This is a genomic window from Xanthomonas sp. WHRI 7064 (genome assembly GCF_040202355.2).
Taxonomy (GTDB): domain Bacteria; phylum Pseudomonadota; class Gammaproteobacteria; order Xanthomonadales; family Xanthomonadaceae; genus Xanthomonas; species Xanthomonas arboricola.
The window spans coordinates 2,780,769-2,805,552 of record NZ_CP167821.1 but is presented as its reverse complement, the minus strand read 5'-3'; the positions used below and the strand labels follow the sequence as shown (position 1 = coordinate 2,805,552).

General features: G+C 66.4%; 15 protein-coding genes. 6 read left to right on the top strand and 9 right to left on the bottom strand.

From position 1 onward, the window contains the following. Positions 1–250 precede the first annotated feature (250 nt). A complete protein-coding gene (locus ABQY74_RS12080; RefSeq protein WP_349791588.1) occupies positions 251–5,260 on the top strand; it encodes an NAD-glutamate dehydrogenase domain-containing protein in 5,010 nt (1,669 codons plus the stop codon). A gap of 583 nt (positions 5,261–5,843) precedes the next feature. Here ABQY74_RS12080 and ABQY74_RS12075 read toward each other — a convergent pair. The 3 genes from ABQY74_RS12075 to ABQY74_RS12065 all read right to left on the bottom strand — a co-directional run bounded on the left by ABQY74_RS12075 (position 5,844) and on the right by ABQY74_RS12065 (position 8,989). Beyond that, entirely contained in the window at positions 5,844–6,983 is a 1,140-nt protein-coding gene (locus ABQY74_RS12075) for an NADP-dependent oxidoreductase (RefSeq protein ID WP_349791587.1), read from the bottom strand. An 86-nt stretch (positions 6,984–7,069) separates the two neighbouring features. Further along, complete coding sequence (locus tag ABQY74_RS12070) at positions 7,070–7,858, bottom strand: SDR family oxidoreductase (protein ID WP_039522015.1); 789 nt, start codon at positions 7,856–7,858, stop codon at positions 7,070–7,072. A gap of 48 nt (positions 7,859–7,906) precedes the next feature. Further along, the gene (locus tag ABQY74_RS12065) at positions 7,907–8,989 is read right to left on the bottom strand and encodes an alkene reductase (RefSeq protein WP_349791585.1); all 1,083 of its coding nucleotides are present in this window, start codon (positions 8,987–8,989) and stop codon (positions 7,907–7,909) included. Between the two features lie 131 nt (positions 8,990–9,120). Between ABQY74_RS12065 and ABQY74_RS12060 the strand changes: the two genes are divergently transcribed. The 4 genes from ABQY74_RS12060 (at position 9,121) to ABQY74_RS12045 (ending at position 11,641) form a co-directional block, all read left to right on the top strand. Continuing rightward, positions 9,121–9,696: a TetR/AcrR family transcriptional regulator gene (locus tag ABQY74_RS12060; RefSeq protein WP_016904436.1), complete on the top strand. Its 576-nt coding sequence runs from the start codon at positions 9,121–9,123 to the stop codon at positions 9,694–9,696. A 140-nt stretch (positions 9,697–9,836) separates the two neighbouring features. Beyond that, a complete protein-coding gene (locus ABQY74_RS12055) occupies positions 9,837–10,691 on the top strand; it encodes an oxidoreductase (protein ID WP_047125183.1) in 855 nt (284 codons plus the stop codon). A 180-nt stretch (positions 10,692–10,871) separates the two neighbouring features. Then, entirely contained in the window at positions 10,872–11,222 is a 351-nt protein-coding gene (locus tag ABQY74_RS12050; protein WP_349779313.1) for an alcohol dehydrogenase catalytic domain-containing protein, read from the top strand. After that, the gene (locus tag ABQY74_RS12045; protein ID WP_024940193.1) at positions 11,219–11,641 is read left to right on the top strand and encodes a hypothetical protein; all 423 of its coding nucleotides are present in this window, start codon (positions 11,219–11,221) and stop codon (positions 11,639–11,641) included. The genes ABQY74_RS12050 and ABQY74_RS12045 overlap by 4 nt, the downstream gene beginning before the upstream one ends. Before the next feature lie 183 nt (positions 11,642–11,824). On the opposite strand, the gene ABQY74_RS12040 is transcribed toward ABQY74_RS12045, so the two are convergent. The 6 genes from ABQY74_RS12040 to ABQY74_RS12015 form a co-directional block, all read right to left on the bottom strand. Further along, positions 11,825–13,261, bottom strand: coding sequence for a DHA2 family efflux MFS transporter permease subunit (locus ABQY74_RS12040; RefSeq protein ID WP_349791582.1), 1,437 nt, complete (start codon positions 13,259–13,261; stop codon positions 11,825–11,827). Between the two features lie 284 nt (positions 13,262–13,545). Then, positions 13,546–14,538, bottom strand: coding sequence for an HD domain-containing phosphohydrolase (locus ABQY74_RS12035; protein WP_349791580.1), 993 nt, complete (start codon positions 14,536–14,538; stop codon positions 13,546–13,548). 31 nt (positions 14,539–14,569) lie between these two features. Continuing rightward, the gene (locus tag ABQY74_RS12030; protein WP_349791578.1) at positions 14,570–18,664 is read right to left on the bottom strand and encodes a response regulator; all 4,095 of its coding nucleotides are present in this window, start codon (positions 18,662–18,664) and stop codon (positions 14,570–14,572) included. A 152-nt stretch (positions 18,665–18,816) separates the two neighbouring features. Next, positions 18,817–20,121 carry a DUF445 domain-containing protein gene (locus ABQY74_RS12025; RefSeq protein ID WP_047128865.1) on the bottom strand — a complete coding sequence of 435 codons (1,305 nt, stop codon included), beginning with the start codon at positions 20,119–20,121 and terminating at the stop codon, positions 18,817–18,819. A 250-nt stretch (positions 20,122–20,371) separates the two neighbouring features. Next, on the bottom strand, positions 20,372–21,229 hold the full coding sequence (locus ABQY74_RS12020; RefSeq protein ID WP_104569912.1) for a plasmid replication/partition related protein: 858 nt from the start codon (positions 21,227–21,229) through the stop codon (positions 20,372–20,374). A gap of 111 nt (positions 21,230–21,340) precedes the next feature. Next, positions 21,341–22,693: an aspartate aminotransferase family protein gene (locus ABQY74_RS12015; RefSeq protein ID WP_039512077.1), complete on the bottom strand. Its 1,353-nt coding sequence runs from the start codon at positions 22,691–22,693 to the stop codon at positions 21,341–21,343. A 409-nt stretch (positions 22,694–23,102) separates the two neighbouring features. On the opposite strand from ABQY74_RS12015, the gene ABQY74_RS12010 reads away from it, so the two are divergent. Beyond that, positions 23,103–24,782 carry an OFA family MFS transporter gene (locus ABQY74_RS12010; RefSeq protein WP_047128862.1) on the top strand — a complete coding sequence of 560 codons (1,680 nt, stop codon included), beginning with the start codon at positions 23,103–23,105 and terminating at the stop codon, positions 24,780–24,782. Positions 24,783–24,784 lie beyond the last annotated feature (2 nt).

Below are 24,784 nucleotides of genomic sequence, written 5' to 3'. Positions count from 1 at the left end.
CTTGACGGTCGCAGTTCTGTCTGCGCAACGCCTTGTGGCCCAAGCGCCCGGCCGGACTTTGCCGGTTGTGGCGGTCTGGCGGGTGACCATGCAGGCGCCAATCCGGCGCCGCTGCAGGAATTACAGTCGGGTAGTGCTTTTGCGCCGCGCCGGGGGTGGGCGTCCGACCAGGATTTTGCGCTATGCAGCAAGGCGTCTTCATCCGGCGCCGGTACAATTCAGGTTTTCCACCGAGCATCCCAGCGCTCTCATGACAGCCAAGAAAGCTGCTTCGAAATCGTCCACGACGTCGGTCAAACCGGTCGCCGACCATGCCGTCCCCGTGCTTGCCACCGCGCCGCAGGCGGTCACCCTGGAGCCGGTGTTTGCCGCGTTGCGCAAGCGCTACCCGGCCGCCCGCCAGTCCGAGGTGCAGCTGTTCGCCGCCGACTTCTACCGGCGCATGGAGGAGGACGAGTTCCCCAACCACCCGGCCGAGCAGTGGGCGGCCCTGGCGGCGGACATGCTGGAATTTGCGCGCACGCGCAAGGCCGGCACGGTCAACGTGCGGGTGTTCAACCCGACCCTGAAGAGCCACGGCTACGAGTCGCCGCACACGCTGCTGCAGATCGTCAACGACGACATGCCGTTCCTGGTGGACTCGGTGAGCATGACGCTGTCGGACCTGGGCATCGGCGTGCACGTGCTCGGCCACCCGGTGCTGCGCATTGCGCGCGACAAGGCCGGCAAGCTGAGCGCGGTGGGCGAGGGCAAGAGCGAGTCGCTGATGGTGCTGGAGATCGACCGCCAGCCCGCCGAGGACATGCCCAAGGTGGAAGCGGCGGTGCGCAAGGTGCTGGGCGAGGTGCGCGCGATCGTGCACGACTGGGCGTCGATGCGCGAAAAGATGGTGATGCTGGCTGACGACCTGGCCACCCGCCGCCTGCCGATGGACGACATCAGCCGCCACGAGGCGCAGGAATTCCTGCGCTGGGCGGCGGCCGATCACTTCACCTTCTTCGGCTATCGCGAGTACCGGGTGGAGAAGCAGGACGGCCAGGACGTGCTGGCGCCGGTGGAAGAAACCGGCCTGGGCCTGATGCGCGGCCGCGACACCTCGCCGGCGCGCCCGGTGACCACGCTGGCGGCGCACGGCCTGAACACCTCGGCCAAGCTCAAGGACGCGTTGATCCTGACCAAGACCAATGCGCGCTCGCGCGTGCATCGGGTCGGCTACATGGATTACATCGGCATCCTGGAATTCGATGCCAAGGGCCGCATCGTCGGCGAGCAGCGTTTCCTGGGCCTGTTCACCTCCAGCGCCTACAACCGCCGCCCGTGGGAAATCCCGCTGGTGCGCCAGCGCCACGAATACGTGATGAGCAAGTCCGGGCTGACCCCGAGCAGCCACAGCGGCAAGGCGTTGCGGCATATTCTCGAGACGCTGCCGCGCGAGGAGCTGTTCCAGTCCAACGAGGAAGAGCTGTATCGCACCGCGATCGGCATCCTCGGCCTGCAGGAGCGCGTGCGCAGCCGCATGTTCCTGCGCCGCGACAAGTACAGCCGCTTCATCTCCGCGCTGGTGTACATCCCGCGCGAGCGCTTCAACACCGATGTGCGGCTGCGCATCGAAGCCCTGCTCAAGGATGCGCTGCACGGCGAATACATCGATTCCAGCGTGGTGCTGGGCGAGTCGCCGCTGGCGCAGCTGCACCTGATCGTGCGGCCCAAGAGTGGCGAGGCGCTGGAATTCAACACCACCGAACTCGAATCGCGGCTGGCGCATCTGCTGCGCAACTGGCGCGATGCCCTGCGCGAGGCGCTGGTGGCGCGGCATGGCGAGGTCAATGGCTTGCGCATGGCCGCCAACTTCGGGCGTGCGTTGCCGGCCGGCTATATCGAGGACTCGTCGATCGAATCGGCGGTGTCCGACGTCGAGCATCTGGCCGCACTGGACGGCCCGGATGATCTGCATCTAAGCCTGCAGGAGATCCGTCGCGACGACGGCGTGCGGCTGGACGCCGGCGAGGGCCTGCGCCTGAAGCTGTATCGCCAGCTCGACGACATCCCGTTGTCCGATGCGATGCCGATGATGGAGAACATGGGGCTGCGGGTGATCTCCGAGCGGCCGTACCGGCTGCAGGTCGGCGAGACGCCGGTCTACATCCAGGATTTCGAGGTCGAATCGACCTCCGGCAGGATCAACGCAGCCAATGCCGACGCCGGTTTCGGCGAAGCCTTCGAGCGGATCTGGAGCGGCGATGCCGAGAACGACGGCTTCAACCGCCTGATCCTGGCCGCCGGCCTGCATTGGCGCCAGGTCGCGCTGCTGCGCGGCTATTGCAAGTATCTGCTGCAGACCGCGGTGCCGTTCTCGCAGGCGTATGTCGAGGCGACGTTCACCCGTTACCCGCTGCTGGCGCGCCTGCTGGTGGAACTGTTCGAAGCGCGCTTCGATCCGGCCACCGGCAGCGAGACCAAGGCGCAGATCTTTGCCGGGCAGGAACGCCTGCGCGAGGAACTGTCGGTGCTGGCCGGTGACGACGAGGCCACGCTCAAGGCGCTGGAGCCGGTGTTGCAGGCGCGCGGCAGCGACCGCGATGCGCAGCAGGAAGCCACGCGCGCGACGCTGCTGAAGCTGATGGATCGCGTCTCCAGCCTGGACGAGGACCGTATCCTGCGCAGCTTCATCGGCGTAATCGACGCCACGCTGCGCACCAACTATTACCAGACCGACAAGAGCGGCAAGCACGGCCACTGCATCAGTTTCAAGCTGGATTCTTCGATCGTGCCGGACCTGCCCAAGCCGCGTCCGTACCGCGAGATCTTCGTCTACAGCCCACGGGTGGAGGGCGTGCACCTGCGCTTTGGCGCGGTGGCGCGCGGCGGCCTGCGCTGGTCGGACCGGCGCGAGGATTTCCGCACCGAGGTGCTGGGCCTGGTCAAGGCGCAGATGGTCAAGAACACCGTCATCGTGCCGGTCGGCGCCAAGGGCGGTTTCTACGTCAAGCGCTCGCCGGTCGGCGGCGACCGCGATGCGATCCAGGCCGAAGGCATCGCCTGCTACAAGCTGTTCATCCAGAGCCTGCTCGACATCACCGACAACATCGTCGGCGGCAAGATCGTGCCGCCGCCGCAGGTGGTGCGTCACGACCAGGATGATCCGTACCTGGTGGTCGCGGCCGACAAGGGCACCGCCACGTTCTCCGACATCGCCAACGGGCTGGCGCTGGACCATGGCTTCTGGCTGGGCGATGCGTTCGCTTCCGGCGGTTCGGTCGGTTACGACCACAAGGGCATGGGCATCACCGCGCGCGGTGCGTGGGAGTCGGTCAAGCGCCACTTCCGTGCGATGGGGCGTGACTGCCAGAGCCAGGATTTCAGCGTGGTCGGCATCGGTGACATGTCCGGCGACGTGTTCGGCAACGGCATGCTGTTGTCGCGGCATATCCGCCTGCTGGCCGCGTTCGATCACCGGCATATCTTCCTGGATCCCAATCCGGATGCCTCTGCCTCGTTCGCCGAGCGCGAGCGCCTGTTCAAGCTGCCGCGTTCCAGCTGGGCCGACTACGAGGCCAAGCTGATCAGCGCCGGCGGTGGCATCTATCCGCGCACGCTCAAGTCCATCGACATCAGCGCGCCGGTGCGCGAGGTCCTGGGCCTGGAATCCAGCGTCAAGCAGCTCTCGCCCAACGAGCTGATGAACGCCATCCTCAAGGCCCCGGTGGACCTGTTCTGGAATGGCGGCATCGGCACCTACGTCAAGGCGTCCAGCGAGTCGCACGCCGATGTGGGCGACCGCGCCAACAACGGTCTGCGCGTCAACGGTGGCGAGCTGCGCTGCAAGGTGGTGGGCGAGGGCGGCAACCTGGGCCTGACCCAGCTTGGCCGCATCGAGGCCGCGCAGGCCGGGGTGCTGCTCAACACCGACTTCATCGACAACTCGGCCGGCGTGGACACCTCCGATCACGAGGTGAACATCAAGATCCTGCTCAACGACATGGTGCAGGCCAAGAAGCTCACCTACGACGCGCGCAACACATTGCTCGCCTCGATGACCGACGAAGTGGCCGACCTGGTGTTGTGGGACAACTACCGCCAGAACCAGGCGATCAGCCTGATGGAGCGGATGAGCGTCAAACGTCTCGGCTCCAAGCAGCACTTCATCCGCACGCTGGAATTGCAGGGCCTGCTCGATCGGCAGATCGAGTTCCTGCCCTCCGATGCCGAACTGTCCGCACGCAAGGCGCGCGGGCAGGGCTTGTCGCGCCCGGAGCTGTCGGTGCTGTTGTCGTACTCCAAGCTGGTGGCATTCCAGCAGCTGCTGGAATCGGATATTCCCGAAGACCCGTATCTGTCCAAGGAATTGCAGCGCTACTTCCCGCAGCCGCTGCAGAAAAAGTACGCCGATGCGATGGAGCGTCACCGCCTCAAGCGCGAGATCATCGCCACCGCGGTGACCAACACCACCATCAACCGCATGGGCGCCACCTTCCTGATGCGCATGCAGGAAGACACCGGCCGCAGCATCGCCGAGGTCGCCAAGGCCTACACCATCAGCCGCGAAACGCTGGATGCACGTGCGCTGTGGACGCAGATCGATGCATTGGACGGCAAGGTGCCCGAGTCGGTGCAGATCGACGCGCTGGAAGTGATCTGGCGGCTGCAGCGTTCGTTCGTGCGTTGGCTATTGCTACGTCCGGGCCAGATGCCGGGCATCACCGCGGCGGTGGAGCGTTACCACGGCCCGTTCAACGACATCCGTGTCGCCTCCGGCGTGCTGTCGGATGCGCAGCGCCCGCAGTACGAAGCCAGCGTGCAGGAATGGCAGGACAAGGGCCTGCCGCCGCAACTGGCGCAGCAGCTGTGCGAGCTGCGTTACCTGGAACCGGCCTTCGACATCATCGAAACCGCGCGCACCCGCAAGCTCAAGCCGGTGGACGTGTCCAAGGTGCATTTCCGCCTGGGCGAAGCGCTGCGCCTGCCGTGGTTGTTCGAGCAGATCGACGCGCTGGAGGTCAACGGCCGCTGGCATGCGGTGGCACGTGGCGTGCTGCGCGACGAGCTGGCCGCACATCAGCGCGCACTGGTGGCGCAGGTGCTGACCCTGCCCGGCAGCAGTGCCGAGGACAAGGTGGCCAACTGGCTGGCACGCGACGATTCCAGCCTGCGCTTCACCCTGGCCATGCTCGCCGATGTGGCCGAGCAGAAGACCCTGGACTACCCGACCGTGTCGGTCGCGGTGCAGCGACTTGGGCAGTTGGCTGCGCACGGGATGTAAGCGTGCGCAGCGAGGTGATGGCGGAGCGTGTGCTTCGTCATCATCCTCGCGGTAGTCAGACGGCAGCCTCGTTGGCTTGCATCAAAGAGCCGTCTTTGGGCTTGATGCTGTGCGCCTCAAACGACGCTTGCTGGTGAGTCGAGCGTGCGGTGCCCTCACCGCACGTGGGACACGCCGTGAATTCGTCCGTGGACACTCCGTGGCGGCATCCATGCCGCCACGGGTCACGCAATCGGCGATGACATCGCACCAGATGGTTGATTTGTTGCCTTGTTTAAAACTACGCAAACCGACCATTCTGACGCGTCCTTGCCCGCCCACCGTCGCGGGACCTTACGCGACATGGATGCCGCATAAGAGCCTAACGGGAATGTACTTGCGGCGTGTCCCGCGACGGTGGGCGGGCAAGGGCCTCCAGACAAGCCGCAGATTGGGTGCCCTGCAACCGGATTGCACATTTCCAGTTCGCATCTACAACCATGTACATGTGTTGCGCACTATCGTTGAAACAGTACGACGGCATGGTTCGCGCTGTGCGGTCTTCTTGTATCGCAGCCTAGTCCACGGATCTGTATCCAGCTTCTTACTTGATCTTGACGACCACCTTGCCCTTGGCGCGGCCTTGCGCCAGATACTCCAGCGCCTGCTTTGCCTGGTCGAACGCAAACACCTTGTCGATGACCGGGCGGATGCGTTCGGCTTCGAGCAGTTCGCCGATTTTGGCCAGCTGCGTGCCATTGGGGCGTACGAACAGGAACGAGTAGGCGACGTTGTGCTTGTTCGCTAGACGGATGATCTTGCGGCTCATCATGGCGAAGACGAATTGCAGCACGACATTCAACCGGCGCGCGCGGGCAAAGGCCGCATCCAGCGGCCCGACCAGCGACACGATCCTGCCGCCGGGCTTGAGGATGGCGAGCGATTTTTCGATCGTATCGCCCCGCATCGTGCCAAGTGCGATGTCGTAGCCGCGCAGCACGGTCTCGAAGTCCTGTTGCTTGTAGTCGACTACCTCGTCTGCGCCAAGGCTGTTCACCAGCGCGACATTGCCGGTGCTGGTGGTGGTGCCGACGGTGGCGCCGAGGTGTTTTGCCAACTGGATCGCGATGGTGCCGATACCGCCGGAACCGGCAGGGATGAACACCTTCTGGCCGGGCTGCAGGTCGGCACGTTCCGTCAGGGCCTGCCAGGACGTGAGCGCGACCATCGGCAGCGATGCTGCCTGCACGAAATCCAGATTGGCCGGCTTCAGCGCTGCGGCGCTTTCCGGTACCGCGACATACTCGGCGATGGTGCCGCGGCCAAGATCGAACACGCTGGCAAAAATCGCATCGCCCCGCTTGAAGCGGGTGACGCGGCTGCCGACGTCGATGACGATCCCGGCCACGTCGCTGCCCAGCGTGGCTGGCAGCTCGAACTTCACCATGGGTTTGAAGATGCCGGTGGGAATCATGTTGTCGATCGGGTTTACGCCTGCCGCGTGCACCTCGACCAGCAGTTCGTTGGGCTGCAGCGTCGGGCGGGCGCGCTCGCTGAAGCCGATATCGGGAGATTTGCCATAGCGTTTGAAGGTGAGTGCTTTCATCTGGTTCGGGTCCAATGCTGTCGTTGTCTGGATGCGTGGCCGGGCGCGATGTGGGCCCCGGCCGCCTTCACCTTTGCGCTGGCAACTGCGTGCCTGCCGCCTGATCGCCATGTTGGCGGTTTGAATCGACGCATCCATGCAGCAGGGCGAATGCGCGACGCCTCAGCGCAGGTCCGCAGCGCTCACCGTGGCAAGCGCTGCGGGCGGGTGCGCCGCCGGGCCGGTCAGGCCGCCGGCTGATAGCGCTCGGCGGCGGTGGCCTGGCGGATGTCAGACAGCAGCCCCTGGCGCGCGCCATCCAGTGCGTCCCAACGTTCGGCTACGTGTAGCGGCGGGATGGTGACCAGTTCGCGGCGATCGAAACCAACCAGTGCCGCATCGACCAGCTCGCCCACGTCCATCAGATCGCTGAGCGTGTTGACGTCGATACCGGCACGCCCCCAGATCTCGGTGCGCGTACCGGCCGGCAACACGGCCTGCACATACACACCCTTGGCCCCCAGCTCCAGGTGCAGCCCCTGCGACAGGAACAGCACAAAGGCCTTGGTGGCGCCATAGACGCTCATGCCGAATTCGGGAGCGAAGCCCACCACCGAGCCGAGGTTGACGATCGCGCCGCTGCCGGACTGCGCAAAGCGCGGCGCAACCGCGGCAGACAGGCGCGTCAACGCGGTGACATTGAGCGCGAGTAGGCGGTCGATTGCCTCGGCGTTCTGCTGCAGGATGCCGCCGGACTGCGCCATGCCGGCGTTGTTGATCAGGATGCCGATCTGCGCGTCGTCGCGCAGGCGGGCTTCCACTGCGGTCAGGTCGGCGGGCTGGGTCAGGTCGGCCTGCAGCACGTCGACGCTGACGCCATGTGCAGCGTGCAGACGCGCCGCCAGCGCATCCAGGCGGGCCTTGTCGCGTGCCACCAGCACCAGGTTGTGGCCGCGTTGCGCAAAGCGCTCGGCGTAGACGGCGCCGATACCGGTGGAGGCGCCAGTGATGAGGACAGCGGGAAGTGTGGACATGCAGAATTCCTTGATGACAGTGGATGAAAGACGCCAGGCGAGACAGCCTCAGCCGGCGAGGGACGGGTAGTCGATATAACCTTCGGCGCCACCGCCGTAGAGCGTGGCCGGATTCAACGGCGCCAGCGCTGCGCCGGTGTGCAGACGTTCGACAAGATCGGGGTTGCTGATGAACGGGCGGCCGAAGGCCACCAGGTCGACGCTGCCTGCGCGCAACTGGGCGTTGGCCAGTTCCAGGTCGTAGCCGTTGTTGGCCAGATAGGTACGGGTGAACTTGCTGCGCAGCGCGGCATAGTCGAACGGGGCCGCGTCGCGCGGGCCGCCGGTCGCACCTTCGACCACGTGCAGGTACACGATGCCCAGCGCATCGAGCTGTTCGGCGATGTAGTCGTATTGCGGCTGCGGATCGCTGCCGGAAATGCCGCTTGCCGGCGACACCGGCGAGATGCGCACGCCGGTGCGATCGGCGCCGATCTGCTTGCTCACTGCAGCGACCACCTCCAGCAACAGGCGCGCGCGGTTTTCGATCGAGCCGCCGTAGGCATCGGTGCGCTGGTTGGCACCGTCCTTGATGAACTGCTCCAGCAGGTAGCCGTTGGCGCCGTGGATTTCGACGCCATCGAAGCCGGCGGCAATCGCATTGGCCGCTGCCTGGCGGAAGTCGTCGACGATGCCCGGCAGTTCGCGCAACTCAAGGGCGCGTGGTTCGGAGACATCGGCAAAGCCGTTGTTGACGAACACCTTGGTCGCCGCGCGGATCGCCGATGGCGCGACCGGTGCGGCACCGCCCGGCTGCAGGTCGACATGCGACACCCGGCCCACATGCCACAGCTGCACGAAGATGCGCCCGCCCTTGGCATGCACGGCGTCGGTGACTGCACGCCAGCCGGCGATCTGCTCGGGCGTGTACAGGCCAGGGGTGTCCTGATAGCCCTGGGCCTGCGGCGAGATCTGGGTGGCCTCGGTGATCAGCAGGCCGGCCGAGGCGCGCTGGGCGTAATAGGTGGCCGCCAGTGCGCTCGGCACCAGGCCGGCGCCCGCACGGTTACGGGTCAGCGGGGCCATCACGATGCGGTTGGCCAGGGTCAGCGCGCCCAGTGCATAGGGTTCGAACAGCGAAGGGTGGGTCATTGGCGGTGCTCGGAATCAGTGGTTGACAAAGATTACGATCAAAATCTAAAGTGTCAACACTTTGATGACGAATGACATCAAAGTAAGCTGCCGCTCTCACCAGTCCCGCACAAGCACGGAGGGTCCCAACGATGAAAGTGACCAAGGCACAGGCGCAGGCAAACCGGGCGCACGTCGTCGAGACCGCCTCGGTGCTGTTTCGCGAGCGCGGTTACGAAGGGATCGGCATCGCCGATCTGATGGCCGCTGCAGGGTTCACCCACGGTGGCTTCTACAAGCAGTTCCGCTCCAAGGCGGATCTGATGGCCGAATCGGCGGCCTGCGGCCTGGCCAACATCGCCGCGCAGACCGAGCACGTGGACAAGGCGGATTTCGTGAACTTCTATCTGTCGCGCGGACATCGCGACAGCCTTGCCACCGGCTGCACGATGGCGGCGCTGGGCGCCGATGCCGCGCGCCAGCCGGAGGAAGTGCGCGAGGCGTTCGCCGCCGGGGTCGAAAACCTGTTGGCCTCGCTCGACCGCAGCGGCGCTGCGCCCGGCACTGCCGAGGCAGCAGCGGAGCGCGCCAGCAACCTGGACATGATGGCGCACGCCATCGGCGCCATCGTGCTATCGCGGTCGTGCCCGAACGATTCGCCACTGGCCGACGAAATCATCGCGGTGTGTCGCGACCAGATCCTGTCGTCGTTGCAGGCATCCAACTAACCGACAGGCGTGCATCCGCCACACACGTGGCCGAGGTTTCACCGGTAGAACTGCGTTTTTAGCCAAGCCATCGCATCCCAGTCGCGGCGTGATCGTCAACCGACTGCCGCCCTGTCACTCACTGCACTCAAGGAATTCCAATGACAAGCAAACCCCCTGTTGCGCTGGTGACCGGCGCCTCCTCCGGCATCGGCGAAGCAACTGCCAACGCGTTGGCTGCCGCCGGTTATACGGTGTACGGCACCAGCCGTCGCGGCGCGCAGTCCGGGCAGCGCGCCTTCACGCTGCTGGCGCTGGATGTGACCAGCGACGAATCGGTCGACGCCGCGATCCAGGAGCTGCTGCGACGGGAAGGGCGCATCGACCTGCTGGTCAATAACGCCGGTTTCGGTGTGTCTCCTGCCGCTGCGGAGGAAAGCTCGATCGAGCAGGCCAAGGCCATCCTCGACACCAACTTCCTTGGTGTCGTGCGCATGACGCGCGCAGTGGTGCCGCACATGCGCCGCCAGGGCAGTGGCCGCATCATCAACATCGGCTCGATCATCGGGCTGGTGCCCACGCCGTATGCGGCGCTGTACGCGGCCAGCAAGCACGCGGTGGAGGGTTACTCCGAAGCGGTGGACCACGAGCTGCGCAGCTACGGAATCCGGGTCACGGTAATCGAGCCGGCCTACACCAAAACCCAGTTCGAGGCGAACACTCTCGCCCCGGATGCGCCGCTGGAAAATTACCGTCAGGTGCGTACCCAGGTCGGCCAGGTGGTGGCGCAGGCAATGGCAAGCGCAGACGAGCCCTCCGTCGTGGCCGACGTGGTGGTGAAGGCGGCGCGCGCCCAGCAGCCCAAGGTGCGCTACACCGCGGGCAAGATCGCCGGACAGCTGCAGTTCTTGCGGCGGTTTGCGCCGGCAGGCGTGTTCCAGTCGTTGATTCGCAAGAACCTGCAGCTCGATGCGAAGACGCCACCCGAGACGACGACGCCATCCCATGCCGGATAAGCCCGGCCGACAAACCACTGCAAGTGCCGGCCCTGGCGGTGAGCGCAACAGGTTTCAGCTGCGCCACGCCGGGTTGCACCGCTGCACAAACGAGCCGCAGCGACTGCAGTGTGCATGCCGTTACCGATGCGTCGGTGGTGACGCGGTAGCGCGCGGCCTTGACCCCAACAGGAGAAGGCAATGACCTTCAATGCAGTGCTTAGCGTACAGACCAGCGAGCCGGTGGTTACCAGGCTGGCCCAGTTCAACGAAGACGCGTTGATGCCGGGCGAGGTGAGGGTTGCTGTCGAGTATTCGACCGGCAACGACCACCACGCGATGATGGTGGCGATGAGCGGAGGTGGCCCGATCATTCGCCATCTTCCGCTGATTCCTGGCATCGATCTTGCCGGTGTGGTCCAAGCGTCCCGCGATGCCGGAATTGCGGTTGCAGACCGGGTGCTGACCAGTGGCCGGGGGTTGCATCAGCCCCACTCTGGTGGCGACGCGCGGAAGGTGCAGGGGCGCACCGTCGTGGAGGTGAACGCATGAGCGCGCCGACTGCATCGCGCGCATTTCGCTACCTGGCCACGCTGTCGGCGTTGTCGTTCTTCGCGTTGGGCGCTGCCTGGCTGCTGGCACCTGCGGCCATGCTGGCCAATTGGGGCGTGGCCTTCGACAGTGACGCGCTGGGCGTGCTCGGTCGACGCGCCGCACCGCTGTATGCGGCCATCGGCGTCATGCTGCTGCTGGTGCGAACGGCGCCACCGTCGCCAGGGCGCCGTGCCGTGGTTGCGGGCTTCGTCACCGCGTGCCTGTTGCTGGCAGTGCTGGGCGTGGCGGAGTGGGTGGCCGGGCATGTCAACGCCGGCATCTTCGCGGCAGTCGCGATCGAGATTGGCTTTCCGCTGGCGTTCCTGCTGGTGACGCGTGCCGAGGCCGCGTCGCGGCACAACGACAAGGCGCGATGATGGTAAGCATGGCGGCGCCTGTGGGGTGCCGTCATGCGAGTTGGCGGACATGACAGGCTGCAAGACTGGCCAACCAAGCGTTGCGAGCAGTTGGCAACTGGATGTGGATGTCGCATGGAAAACGCAGTTGCCGGGGCGGTGCACGCCGATTCCAGTCACGGCTGTGTAGCTGCGCCGGCTACGTCAGCCGCTCGAAGCCCGGTGCCCGCTCATTTCCTGCCCGGCATCCTTGTCGAAACGTACATGCCACCAGGTGGCGCTGAGCGAAATCAGGCTGACCACGCAGAACGCCAGCGAAAAATCGCGTTGCGCCGGTTGGGTGTGATCGCCGGCCAGCATCGCCAGCTTGAGGATCATCGCGCCGGCGCATACGCCCACCGAGAGCATCAGTTGCTGCAAGGTGGTGTACAGGCTGCTGGCGCGGCTCATGCGCGATGCGGGCACGTTTTCGTAGGCGATGGTGTTGTAAGCGGCGAACTGGAACGACATGAACGCGCCGCAGCACAGCAGCAGGCCGAACATCAGCGCCGGCGGCCAGTCGGGCCGGAACAATGCACACACCATGTAGCCCAGGCTGGCGAGCACACCGTTGCCGATCAGGCTGTTGCGATAGCCGAAGCGGCGCAGCAACTGCGGGGTGATGCTGCGCATCAGCAGTGCGCCGAGCGCGGTGGCCAGGATCAGGCGCCCGCTGTGCGCGGCGCTCAGGCCGAAGCCGATCTGGAACAGCAGCGGCAGCAGGAACGGATGCGCGCCCTGGGTGATGCGCATCAGCGCGCCGCCGATCACCGACAAGCGGAACGAATCGATCCGCAGCAGGCTCAGGTCCAGCAGCGGAGCGGGGTGGTGGCGTGCATGCCACAGATACCCCAACGCAGCGCTGCCGCCGATGGCCAGCAGCCAGCTCGCGGTGCCGAGGCCGTCCTGCTGGCTGACCATTTCCAGGCCGAACAGCAGGCAGCCCAACGCGGTGCCGCACAGCACGAAACCGCGCAGGTCGAAACGTGCCGGTGTGGTTTCGGTGGGAATTTCCGGGATGAAACGGCGTACCAGCAGAAAGCCGGCAATGCCGATCGGCACGTTGATGTAGAAGATCCAGCGCCAGTCCAGATACGAGACGAAAAATCCGCCCAGCGGCGGGCCGAGCATTGGGCCGATGAAGGCCGGCACCAGCGTCCAGGCCATGGCCGACACCAGGTGACGGCGCTCCACCGTGCGCAGCAGGATCAGCCGGCCGAGCGGGGCCATCATCGCGCCGCCGGCGCCTTGCAGTACGCGCGCGGCGACCATGGTGGGCAGGCTGTCGGCCAGCGAACACAGGATCGAGCCGCCGACGAACACCCAGATCGATGCGCCGAACACCCGGCGCAGGCCGAAGCGGTCGGCGATCGCGCCGCTGGCCGGGATCAGCACCGCCAGCGCCAGCAGGTAGCTGGTCATGGCGATGCTCATCGCCGGCGCGGCAACGCCGAAATCGCGCGCCAGGGTCGGCAGCGCGGTCGCCAGCACAGTGGCATCCATCTGCTCCATGAAGATGGCGCAGGCCAGGATCAGCGAGATGATGCGGTAATCGGGATAACGCGGCGGCGTGATGCCGGCCTCGGACACGCTGGAGGACATCGGACTCTCGGTTGCGGGGCCGCATCGGTGGCGCGCAAATGGCGATCGGACCGGCCCGCGTCGCACGGTGTTGTGCGGCGCAACATGGCTATTGTCCGCCCGTGCGAAGCGGTGTTCAAGCACACGCCAGGCAACACTGCGTACGCATCACAGGGCCGATAACACCACCAGCCCACCTGAGAGAGCCGTACGCTCGCAAGACGGGCGCGAATGCTCGCCCGATCGGCCCGCAAACTGCTCAGCCCGTCCCGATTCCCCAATCCCGATTCCCGATTCCCGGCTCTTCATGGCCCCGGCGCCGCGCTATCCCAGGCATCCATGATCTGCAGGACCTGCGGCAACGCCTCGCGAAATTGCTGCACCAGGCGCGGTTCCAGTTGCTTGCCTGCCATGCTGTCGAGCTTGCGCATGGCATCGTCCACCGTCCACGGCGCCTTGTAGGCGCGCCGCCCGCACAGCGCGTCGAACACGTCGGCCACCGCCACGATGCGCGCCGATTCGGGAATGGCCTCGCCGGCCAGGCCGTTGGGGTAGCCGCTGCCGTCCCAGCATTCGTGGTGATGCAGCGCGATTTCCGCAGCCAGCTGAAACACCGGCCCGCGCCCGTGCCGCAGCAGGTCGTGGCCGACCTGCGGGTGCTGGCGCACCACCGAGCGTTCGTGTTCGTCCAGCGCATCGGGCTTGTGCAGGATGTTGCCGGGCACCGCAATCTTGCCGGCGTCGTGCAGGGGCGCGGCATCCTGCAGCAGCTGCGCCCGTTGCGCCGGCCAGCCGACCTGCTCGGCCAGCACCTGCGCATAGGCGGCCATGCGCCAGATATGCGCGCCGGTGTCGGCATCCTGGCCTTGCCCGGCGGTCCCGAGCAGATGGATCGCATCGCGGTAGTGCTGCGCCAGGCGCGCGCTTTCGGCCAGCTTCAACTGGGTGGCGATGCGCGCCTTGAGCAGGGCGGGCGAGTAGGGCTTGCTGACGTAATCGGCCGCGCCCGCTTCCAGTCCGGTACGTTCGTCGTGCTCGCTGCTGCGCGAGGTCACGAACAGGATCGGGATGGCCGTGCTGGCGGGTTGCTGCTTGAGCGTGCGCGCCACCGCATAGCCGTCCATGTCGGGCAGCTCGACATCCAGCAGGATCAACGCCGGCGTGTGGCGGAGCACCGCCTCCAGTGCTTCGCCGCCGGACTTGGCGAACACCAGCGGAAAATCGTCGCGCAGCAGCTGGCGCAAGGTGGCCAGGTTGCTGGATTCGTCGTCGACACACAGCAGGGGACGATGCGGCATGGAGGCTCCTTGCCACCGGCGTGGTGAGCGGTCAGCGCAGGTGAGTGGCTTGCCAGTCGCGCAAGGTGGCCTCGGCGCGACGGAAGTCGAAATCTTCCACTGCACGCTGCAGTGCTTCCTGCAGGTTGCGCGGCAGGCGCGGCGCGCAGATCAGCAGCGCGTGGTCGATCTTGTCGGCATCGTCGCTGCCCAGGGCCGCTTCCAGGATCTGCACGCTGTCCGCGTCCAGCGCGGTATCGTCATCGCCTGCTTCGGCGTCGCTGTCGCCGTGTTGCAGGAAGGCGTGGATCGCCGCGGCGGTGCGCTGCATGGTGTCCTTGAGTGCGAGCAGTGCCGAGGTGATGTCGTGGCCCTGCTCGATGCGGGTTTCCAGGTCGCTGGCGGCGCCGGCCAGGGCCGGCAACGCCAGCGACCCGGCCGCGCCACGCAGCTTGTGCGCCAGTGCGCCGATCGCCGGCAGCTCGTTGCGGCGCAGATGCTCGGCTGCGGTCTCGGCCGGGTCGGGGTTGTCGCGCAGCAGTTTGAGCAGATAGCGCTCGTACGGTTCGCGCTCCCGCCACAGGCTGCGTGCACGCGCCGCATCCAGCACCTCCGGGTCGGCGTGTTCCCACTCGGGGCCGCCCTGCACATCGGTCTCGTGCGGTAGCGACGGGATGCGCCGTACACCCGGCTGCAGGAAGTGGCGGATGGCGGTGACCAGTTCCTCCACATTGAACGGCTTGGCGATGAAACCGTTCATGCCCGCTTCCAGCGCTTTCTCCTGTTGCGGGCGAAAGGCGCCGGCAGTCAGCGCGATCACCGGCAGGCTGGCCAGCGCGGGGATCTGCCGCAGCCGCCGCGTGGCTTCATAGCCATCGACCACCGGCATCTGCACGTCCATCAACACCAGCTGGAACAGCTCCGGCGCGCGCCTGAGCGTGTTGATGGCCTGCTCGCCATCGTGGGCGACCGTGACCATGGCGCCTTCGCCTTCGAGAATGCGCTGCGCCACTTCGCAGTTGATTTCGCTGTCGTCCACCAGCAGCAGATGCGCGCCTTCCAGCCGACGCGCCACGAAGGTGGGCGCCACCGGCCGCGCGCCGGGGCGTTCGTGGACCAGTTGCTCCACCAGCCGGTGCAGCGCCGCGCTGGTGACCGGCTTGGTCATCACCGCATCCAGGTCCTGCTGCTCGGGATGCTGTTCCAGCAGGCGACGCTCGTACGCGGTGACCATGACGATCACCGGATGCGGGCCGGGCACGGCGCGTGCGCGGATCTGCCGCGCAATCGCCACGCCGTCGATGTCGGGCATGCGCCAGTCGAGCAGGAAGATGTCATAGGGCTCGCTGGCCTGTTCGATCGCCTGCAGGGCGGCCTGGCCGCTGGCGACCGCATCCACGCGCCAGCCGAGTTCAGTGGCGATGCGCACCAGGTTGTTGAGTGCCGCATCGTGGTCGTCGGCGATCAATACCCGCGGCATCGCTTCCGGCGGCAGCGCCGGCAGGTCGCGCTGGGCCAGCGGCGGGGCGGATTTTTCCAGCGTCACCACGAAATAGAACTCGCTGCCGCGGCCGGGCACGCTTTCCACCTCCAGCTCGCCGCCCATCAATTCGATCAGGCGCCGGCTGATGGTCAGGCCCAGGCCGCTGCCGCCGTAGCGCCGGCTGGTGGAGGTATCGGCCTGCAGGAACGGCGAGAAGATCAGGCTCTGCTTTTCCTTGGAAATGCCGATGCCGGTGTCGCGCACCGAGAACAGCAGCTTGAGCTTGTTCGGATCGCCGCTGGGGAAGCGCCGCACCGACAGCACCACTTCGCCCTGCTCGGTGAACTTGATCGCGTTGCCGACCAGGTTGACCAGCACCTGGTTGATGCGCAGCGCATCGCCGAGCAACCAGCGGCAATCGCGCGGCAGCGGTTCGACGATCATTTCCACCGGTTTGGTGCTGAGCGAGGAACGCATCAGGTCGGCGATGTTGTCGAACAGTTGATTAAGGTCAAACGGTGCGCGTTCCAGATCGATGCGCCCGGCCTCGATCTTGGAGAAGTCCAGGATGTCGTTGATGATTTCCAGCAGCGAGCGTGCGGAGCGGTCGATCTTGGTCACCATGTCCTGCGCGGCACCGGGAAGCTCGCTGCGCTGGAGCAGGTACAGCATGCCCAGGATCGCGTTCATCGGTGTGCGGATCTCGTGGCTCATGTTGGCCAGGAAATCGGACTTGGACTGGTTGGCGCTCTTGGCCGCGTCCATCGCCAGGCGCAGCTGCTTCTCGTGCAGTTTCTGCTCGGTCAGGTCCACCGCCATGCCCAGGTAACCGATCACCTGATCGTTATCGTCGCGCAGGGTGCTCAGGGTCAGCAGCACCGGCAGGCGGCGGCCTTCGTGGCTGACGTAGGTCCATTCGCTGGTGTCGCTGCGGCCCAGGCTGGTCAGCGCCGCGATCGCCTCCAGCGTATGCGCCACCGGCGCGCCGGTCTGCTCGGAGAGCAGGTGCGCGCGCTCCTGCAGTTCCTCCTGCTCGATGAACTGGCCGGCCTTGCGGCGGCCGATCACCTCGTCGGCGTTGTAGCCCAGCAGTTTTTCCGCGGCGCGATTGAACAGCGTGACAAAGCCGCTGGAGTCGGTGGCGATGATGGCAAAGCCGGCGTGCGCCAGGATCGCGCGATGCAGCGCGGAGAACTTCATCAGCTCGCTGGTGCGTTCGGCGACCTGATGTTCGAGCGATGCATTCAGCGCGACGATGCGCTGGTGCGCACGCACCCGCTCGGAGATGTCGCGGAAGAAATGCGAATGCCCGCTCAGGGTGGCATCGCGTTCGATGATCGGGGCCTTGCTGGCCAGCACATGGACCAGGTGCCCATCACGATGGCGCATGCTCAGCGCCGCCGATGTATCGACCGAATGGCCTTCGTCGGCATGCTCGATGTCGGGGATCGCATACGGCTGTGGCGACAGCAGCATCGTCAGGTTCTGGCCGATCGCCTCGTCCGCGCTGTAGCCGAACATCGCTTCGGCAGCGGGATTCCAGTGGGTGATGTGTCCGTCCGGGGTCTCGGCAACGATGGCTTCGCTGGAATGGCTGACCAGTGCCGCCAGCTCCATCTGTTTGCGCAGCACTTCCTCGCGCCGCAGGCCGTTGCTGAAATACAGCACCAGCAATGCCGCCAGCAGCACCGACACCCCCAGCACCAGGCCGCCGATCAGCCACGGCGAGGTCTGGTTGAGCGAGGCCAGGAAGCTGGCGGTGGGGTGGGCGGTGATGATCCAGGTGCGGCCGTAGATCTGCAGCTGCTGCACCACCGGCGGGCGACGCGCGCTGTCGCTGGACGGCGTGCCGCTGCGGAAGAAGTTGTGGGTCGGCTCGTTCCGGTCGGACAGATCCAGCGCCACGTCGTCGCGCTCGCCCAGGGTGCTTTGCACCATCTGCTCGACGCTGAAGGGCGCATACACCCAGCCACTGGTCGCGGCCATGCGCTGTTGCGGTGTCTGCAGCGGCATGCCTTCGCGATACACCGCCAGCAGCACCAGGAATCCGCTTTCGCTGGGAATGCGATAACCGGACAGCGAGATCGGCGAGGTCATGATCGGCACGCCGCTGCGTGCGGCCTGCAGTGCCGCTGCGCGGCGACGCGGCTCGGAGGCGATGTCCAGGCCGATCGGACGGTTGCCCGAGGACTCCGGTTCGAAATACAGCACGATGTAACGCTCGCCGTCCCAGGGCTCCAGCGGCCGGCGCTTGATGTCCGGTGCGCCGTCGGCGCGCGCGGCCTGCAGGAAGGCCTCTTCGTCGGCAGGCGCGACGCGATGGATGTAGCCGTAGCCCAGCACGCCGGGAAACTCGCGCGCGTAATCGCGCGAGCGGCTGTACAGGGTGAAGCGGTCGCGACCGATGACATCCTTGCCGGCGCCGATCACCGCGCCACGCGCGCCGCGCAATCCGTGTTCGAAGGTATACATGCGCTCGCTGATGTTGCGTGTCAGCGTGCGCACCACATAGTTGAAACGCTGCTGGCGCTCGAGCTCGTTATGTCGCTGTAGCGACAGGCCGGCAGCAATGGCGGCGATCAGACCTGCGGCGAGAATCAGCAGGGCCCCGATCGATGCACGACGCCCGTATTTTCTGCGCAGATCCCAGCGGCCATTCGGCATTTCTGTTCCCTTGCCTTGCCTGTTGCGTGCCCGGTGTGCTGGCCGACAGCGAAGTCGGTCTCGTGGTGGCGCCTGACGATCATCAGACTACGTGCAGTCCCCCCGGCGTCCGCACGTGCTTCCGGTGGGCGATCAACGTCATTGCCAATGCATCAGAACGCCAGCCAGATCGATAATGCGTGAAGGGCAAGGCCGATCAGTCCGCCCACCAACGTTCCATTGAACCGAATGTATTGCAGATCGCGTCCGACACCCAATTCCAATTGTTCGACGAGGTGACGTTCGTCCCAACTTTTCATCGTCGACGCGATATGGTCGGTCACCGATGCGCGCAAGCGTGTGGTGAGTTTGTCGGCAGCCTGCAACATGTGCTGGTTGAGCGCTTCGCGCAGCGAGGGATCCTGCGACAAGGCCTGGCCGAGCGATTGCATGGAGCGCTCCATGTGCGCGGCCATCGACGATTCCTCACGCGCCAGGTCGTTGCGCAGTGCATCGCGAATCTCGCCCCACAGACCTTGCACGTAGTCCTGCAAGGCCGGATGTTCGATCGCGCGCTGCTTGAGTTCTTCCACGCGCTCGGCCATTGCCGGCTCGTCGCGCAGGCGCGCGATATAGCGTTGCAGCCAGGCTTCATAGTCGAGCCTGATTGGATGCTCGGGGGTCTTGAGGATGTCCTGCAACTCCTCGATCGCCGCACGCGCCATGCGGTCGGCCAGGCTGTCGCCGATCTCCTCGATCGGCTTGACCCAGTTCACCGTGCCGACCAGCTTGGGCCACTCGCGCCGCGCGTAACGCACGATCAAGGCCGAGGCACGCGTCTTGACCTGCTCCTGATCCAGCCACTCGCCCAGGCGCAGCAGCACCTCGTCCAGCAATTTCTGATGCCGGCCGTCGGTGGTCAGCAGCGCCATCACATCGCCGACGGTGGCGGCGGCATTCCATTTGCGCAGACGGTCGACCACGAAGCGCTGGATCGCGCGGCGCACCGCGGCCTCGTCCAGCAGTTCCAGCGCCTGCAGCATCCAGCTGCGCGCCATCTGCGCGAGCATGCGCGCCTGTTCGGGTTTGGCCAGCCATTCGCCGAGGCGGCTGGCCGGGTCGAACACGCGCAGTTTGTCCATCAACGCCTCGGGGGCGAGGAACTGGTCGCGCACGAACACCGCCAGGCCGTCGGCCAGACGGTCCTTGCCGCGCGGCAGGATGGCGGTGTGTGGAATCGGCAGGCCCATCGGGCGGCGGAACAAGGCCACCACCGCGAACCAATCGGCCAGTGCGCCGACCGTGGCCGCTTCGCAGAAGGCCGAGACCCAGGCCCAGATGCCTTGTTCGCCCATCAGGTGGCTGACGACGAAGCCGGCGAACATGGCCAGCAGCAGGGCTACAGCCAACAGCTTCATGCGCTGCAGCTGGGCACGACGGGGATCGACGGGGCGGGGAGTGCTAACGCTTGGTTCCATCTGCGCAGTGTACCCAGTCAACGGAGTAGGGCATGTCCACGGCCGGGCGTGAAGGCCCGGTAGGAGCGCGCTTGCGCGCGACGGCGTTATCGGGAAAGCCGCGTCGCGCCCGGGTGCGCTCCTACGAGTCGTTGCAGCGATCGCGGTAGCAGCTGACCGGTTTTGTAGGAGCGCGCCTGAGCGCGACGGCGTTATCGGGAAAGCCGCGTCGCGCCCGGGTGCGCTCCTACGGTGATGCACCGTCTGGCACTCAGCCGCGCAGGCGCTCCAGCTGCGATTGCAGCGCGGTCACCTTGGCCTGCAGCGCGGCGTTTTCGTTTTCCAGTTCGGTGACGCGGCGTTGCAGGGCTTTCATGTCGCGGCGTTCGGCTTCGCCGCCTTCGGCTTCGTCGGGCTTGGGTTTGCGCTTGGCGTCGCGTACGCGCTTGGCAGCCTGTTTGAGCTCGGCCTTGCCGGCCTGCGCGGCGGCGCGTTGCTCGTCCTCGGACAAGGTGGCCACGGCAGCGGCGGCGCTGATCGAAATCTCGCCGGCCTTGACCGCCTGCACCACTTCCGGGGCGGCCTGCTTGTGGATGCGCTCGATCATCACCACCTGGTTGTTGCTCAGGCGGGCCTCGCGCGCCAGCTCGGCGCGGCTGACCGGGGTAGAGGTCTCTTCCCACGGCGGACTGTCGCTGTCCGCAGCCGCCGGCGTGGCGTCGTGGTCGATGCCGGTGGCCGGCTGCTCAGCGTCGGCAACCGCCGGCGCTTCGGCAGCGGCGTCGGCGTCGCGCTGGCTGCGCTGGCGCGCGGCCAGGATCTCGCGCTTGCGCAGCGCCAGCACGCCACGCTGGAAGTCCGATACGCTGCGCCGGCCCAGGTGCTGCTCGATCATCCACAGCTGCACGTCCTGCATCGACTGGAAGCGCGGGTTCTGCACGGTCTGGAACGGCAGGTCGTGCTTCTGGCAGATGCCGTAGCGGTTGTGGCCATCCACCAGCACATCGCCCCACAGCACCAGCGCATCGCGGCAGCCCTCGGCCAGCAGGCTGCGCTCCAGCGCCTCGTGCTCGTCGGGCGTCAGCGGGTCGATGTAGGCCTTGAGTTCTTCTTTGACAACGATGTTCATGCGGCAACTGCGGGGAAGTGCGGGGCCGGCATTGTAGTGAGCCTGCCCCGGCTTTGCGCGCTTGACCGCGCCGCGCGCCGGCGTTACGCGCGGGCGCCTGTGTCCTGGTCGTCAGGCGGTGCTGCGCAGGATCTTCGCCAGCGTTTCGACCATCTGCCCGATCTGTTCGGGGGTGACGATCAGCGGTGGTGACAGCGCGATGACATCGCCGGTGACGCGCACCAGCAGGCCGCCGTCGTGGAAGCAACGCTCGAATACCTCGTAGCCGCGTGCGCCTGGCGCACCGTCGCGTGGCGCCAGCTCGATCGCGCCGATCAGGCCGATGTTGCGGATGTCGATGACGTGCGGCAGCCCGCGCAGGCTGTGCAGCGCGTCTTCCCATTGCGGGCCCAGCGTGATCGCGCGGTCGAACAGGTGTTCTTCGGCGTAAGTGTCCAGCGTGGCGATCGCCGCGGCGCAGGCCAGCGGATGGCCGGAATAGGTGTAGCCGTGGAAGAGCTCGATCGCGTTCTGCGGCCCCTGCATGAAGGCCGCATGGATCGCATCGGCCACCAGTACCGCGCCCATCGGCACGCTGCCGCTGGTCAGCCCTTTGGCGGCGGTGATCAGGTCGGGCGTGACGCCGAAGCGTTGCGCCGCGAATGCCTCGCCGACCCGGCCGAAGCCGGTGATGACCTCGTCGAACACCAGCACGATGCCGTGGCGGTCGCAGATGGCGCGCAGCCGCTGCAGATAGCCTTCCGGCGGCAGGATCACCCCGGCCGAGCCGGATACCGGCTCGACGAAGACCGCCGCAATGGTCGAGGCATCGTGCAGGGTGATCAGGCGTTCCAGATCGTCGGCCAGCTCGGCGCCGTGCGCCGGCAGCCCGCGCGCGTAGGCATTGCGTTGCAGATCCAGCGTATGCCGCAGATGGTCGGTGCCGGCCAGCAGGGGGCCGAACCATTTGCGGTTGTTGGGCAGCCCGCCGATCGACATGCCGCCGAAGCCGACCCCGTGATAGGCCTTTTCGCGCCCGATGAAGCGGGTGCGCTGGCCCTCGCCGCGCAGGCGATGGTAGGCCAGCACGATCTTCATTGCGCTGTCGACCGCCTCTGAGCCGGAGTTGGTGAAGAACACATGGCCCAGGCCCGGCGGTGCGATCGCGGCCAGCCGCTGCGCCAGCACGAACGGCAGCGGTGAACCCATCTGGAAGGTCGGCGCGAAATCCAGCGTGCCGGCCTGCTCACGGATCGCCGCCACGATGCGCTCGCGGGCGTGGCCGGCATTGCAGCACCACAGCCCGGCGGTGCCGTCCAGGATCTGGCGGCCGTCGACATCGCGGTAGTACATGCCGGCAGCGGAGGCCAGCAGGCGCGGGCGCGCCTTGAACTGGCGGTTGGCGGTGAACGGCATCCAGAACGCGTCCAGGTGCGCCGGTGCCTGCAGCGCGTGCGCGCCATCGCGCGGAGGGTGGTCGTGCATGGCGGACTCCGTCGCTGGGGAGCGTCCGACTGTACGGCCACCGCGTGTCGGCCGTCACCCCGGCCGAGCGCGACGGCGAGCACGATTTGCGGACCCGCATGCGCCGATCCGCATGGACTAGTCAATTAGTCGCAACGTCGGCCGCTAAGCTCTGGGAACGCCTTGTGGCGCAGGCCATGACGGGTTTTTGACTGGCTGCGGAGCGCGCCGAAGCATTGCAAAGATTCAACGATCGCCGATGATGCGCCAGACGAGTGCCAGTTGGGCCTGGTAGTCGCCGCTGCCCTTATCGCAACACCTCAATCGATCGCAGCCATCAATCGTTTTCGGGACCACTGACACCGCCTGCGCGCAGCCGTCCTGTCGGGCGCTCCGGACACACTTCATCGCACTTTTTAGGGGAACGGGAATGACACAAGGGTCCACCGTGGCGAGCGCCAACGGAGCAGACGCCGGCCTGCTGTCCAAGGAGCGCATCGTTGCGCGTCCGGGCTTCAATCGTTGGTTGGTACCGCCGGCGGCACTGGCGATCCACCTGTGTATCGGCATGGCCTATGGCTTCAGCGTGTTCTGGCTGCCGCTGTCCAAGGCGCTGGGCATCACCGAGGCGATCGCGTGTCCGGCCGACATGGGCCTGTTCGCGCGCATGGTCGCCACCACCTGCGACTGGAAGATCAGCGAGCTGCAGTGGATGTACACGCTGTTCTTCGTGCTGCTGGGCTGCTCGGCGGCGATCTGGGGCGGCTGGCTGGAACGTGCCGGCCCGCGCAAGGCCGGTGTGGTCTCCGCGCTGTGCTGGTGCGGCGGGCTGGTGATTTCGGCGGCCGGCATCCACTTCCATCAGATCTGGATGCTGTGGCTGGGTTCGGGCGTGATCGGCGGCATTGGTCTGGGCCTGGGCTACATCTCGCCGGTGTCGACGCTGATCAAGTGGTTCCCCGACCGTCGCGGCATGGCGACCGGCATGGCGATCATGGGCTTCGGTGGCGGCGCGATGATCGGCAGCCCGCTGGCCGATGCGCTGATGCGCCACTTCGCCACGCCGACTTCGGTGGGCGTGATGGAAACCTTCCTGGTGATGGCGGCGCTGTACTTCGTCTTCATGATGGCTGGCGCGTTCGGCTACCGCGTGCCGCCGAGCGGCTGGACCCCCGCCGGCTGGACCGCGCCGGTGGCCAGTAACAACGCCATGATCACCGCCAACCACGTGCATGTGAGCAAGGTCTGGGGCATCCCGCAGTTCTGGCTGCTGTGGGGCGTGCTGTGCCTGAACGTGTCGGCCGGCATCGGCGTGATCGGCATGTCCTCGCCGATGCTGCAGGAAGTGTTCGGCGGCCGGTTGATCGGGGTGGACGTCGGCTTCGGCAGCCTGGATACGGCGCAGCTGGCCAGCATTGCGGCCATCGCGGCCGGCTTCACCGGCCTGCTCAGCCTGTTCAACATCGGCGGGCGCTTCTTCTGGGCCAGCATGTCCGACAAGCTCGGCCGCAAGAACACCTACACGCTGTTCTTCGTGCTGGGCATCTGCCTGTACGCGGCTGCGCCGTCGGCCGGCGGTGTGGGCGGCATCGCGCTGTTTGCGGGCATCTTCTGCATCATCCTGTCGATGTACGGCGGTGGCTTCGCCACCATCCCGGCATACCTGGCCGACCTGTTCGGCACCCAGATGGTGGGCGCCATCCACGGCCGCCTGCTGACCGCCTGGGCTACCGCCGGCATCCTCGGTCCGGTGGTGGTCGGCTACATGCGCGAGTACCAGCTGGCCCACGGCAGCCCGCCGTCACAGGTCTACAACACCACCATGTACATCCTCGCCGGCATGTTGGTGCTCGGTCTGATCTGCAACCTGTTGGTGCGCCCGGTGGCCGCGCGTCATTTCATGACGCCGGAAGAACTGGCGCGCGAGAAGCAGCTGGCGCACGAGAAGGTGGACCGCAGCGGCAAGGCGGTGCTGCCGCCGGAGCAGATGGCGCGCATCGGGCATGGCGGCAACCCCGCCCTGGTCGCGCTGGCCTGGCTGGCGGTGGGCGTGCCGATGTCCTGGGGCATCTGGGTCACGCTGCAGAAAGCCTTCGTGCTGTTTCATTGAGA

Bases quoted from the DNA above. Each gene is read 5' to 3' on its own strand.
- ABQY74_RS12065 (WP_349791585.1), bottom strand. From the start codon at position 8,989: ATGACCCACCCTTCGCTGTTCGAACCCTATGCACTGGGCGCGCTGACC.
- ABQY74_RS12055 (WP_047125183.1), top strand. From the start codon at position 9,837: ATGACAAGCAAACCCCCTGTTGCGCTGGTGACCGGCGCCTCCTCCGGC.
- ABQY74_RS12035 (WP_349791580.1), bottom strand. From the start codon at position 14,538: ATGCCGCATCGTCCCCTGCTGTGTGTCGACGACGAATCCAGCAACCTG.
- ABQY74_RS12010 (WP_047128862.1), top strand. From the start codon at position 23,103: ATGACACAAGGGTCCACCGTGGCGAGCGCCAACGGAGCAGACGCCGGC.
- ABQY74_RS12030 (WP_349791578.1), bottom strand. From the start codon at position 18,664: ATGCCGAATGGCCGCTGGGATCTGCGCAGAAAATACGGGCGTCGTGCA.
- ABQY74_RS12015 (WP_039512077.1), bottom strand. From the start codon at position 22,693: ATGCACGACCACCCTCCGCGCGATGGCGCGCACGCGCTGCAGGCACCG.
- ABQY74_RS12075 (WP_349791587.1), bottom strand. From the start codon at position 6,983: ATGGATGCGTCGATTCAAACCGCCAACATGGCGATCAGGCGGCAGGCA.
- ABQY74_RS12070 (WP_039522015.1), bottom strand. From the start codon at position 7,858: ATGTCCACACTTCCCGCTGTCCTCATCACTGGCGCCTCCACCGGTATC.
- ABQY74_RS12050 (WP_349779313.1), top strand. From the start codon at position 10,872: ATGACCTTCAATGCAGTGCTTAGCGTACAGACCAGCGAGCCGGTGGTT.
- ABQY74_RS12045 (WP_024940193.1), top strand. From the start codon at position 11,219: ATGAGCGCGCCGACTGCATCGCGCGCATTTCGCTACCTGGCCACGCTG.
- ABQY74_RS12040 (WP_349791582.1), bottom strand. From the start codon at position 13,261: ATGTCCTCCAGCGTGTCCGAGGCCGGCATCACGCCGCCGCGTTATCCC.
- ABQY74_RS12060 (WP_016904436.1), top strand. From the start codon at position 9,121: ATGAAAGTGACCAAGGCACAGGCGCAGGCAAACCGGGCGCACGTCGTC.
- ABQY74_RS12020 (WP_104569912.1), bottom strand. From the start codon at position 21,229: ATGAACATCGTTGTCAAAGAAGAACTCAAGGCCTACATCGACCCGCTG.
- ABQY74_RS12025 (WP_047128865.1), bottom strand. From the start codon at position 20,121: ATGGAACCAAGCGTTAGCACTCCCCGCCCCGTCGATCCCCGTCGTGCC.
- ABQY74_RS12080 (WP_349791588.1), top strand. From the start codon at position 251: ATGACAGCCAAGAAAGCTGCTTCGAAATCGTCCACGACGTCGGTCAAA.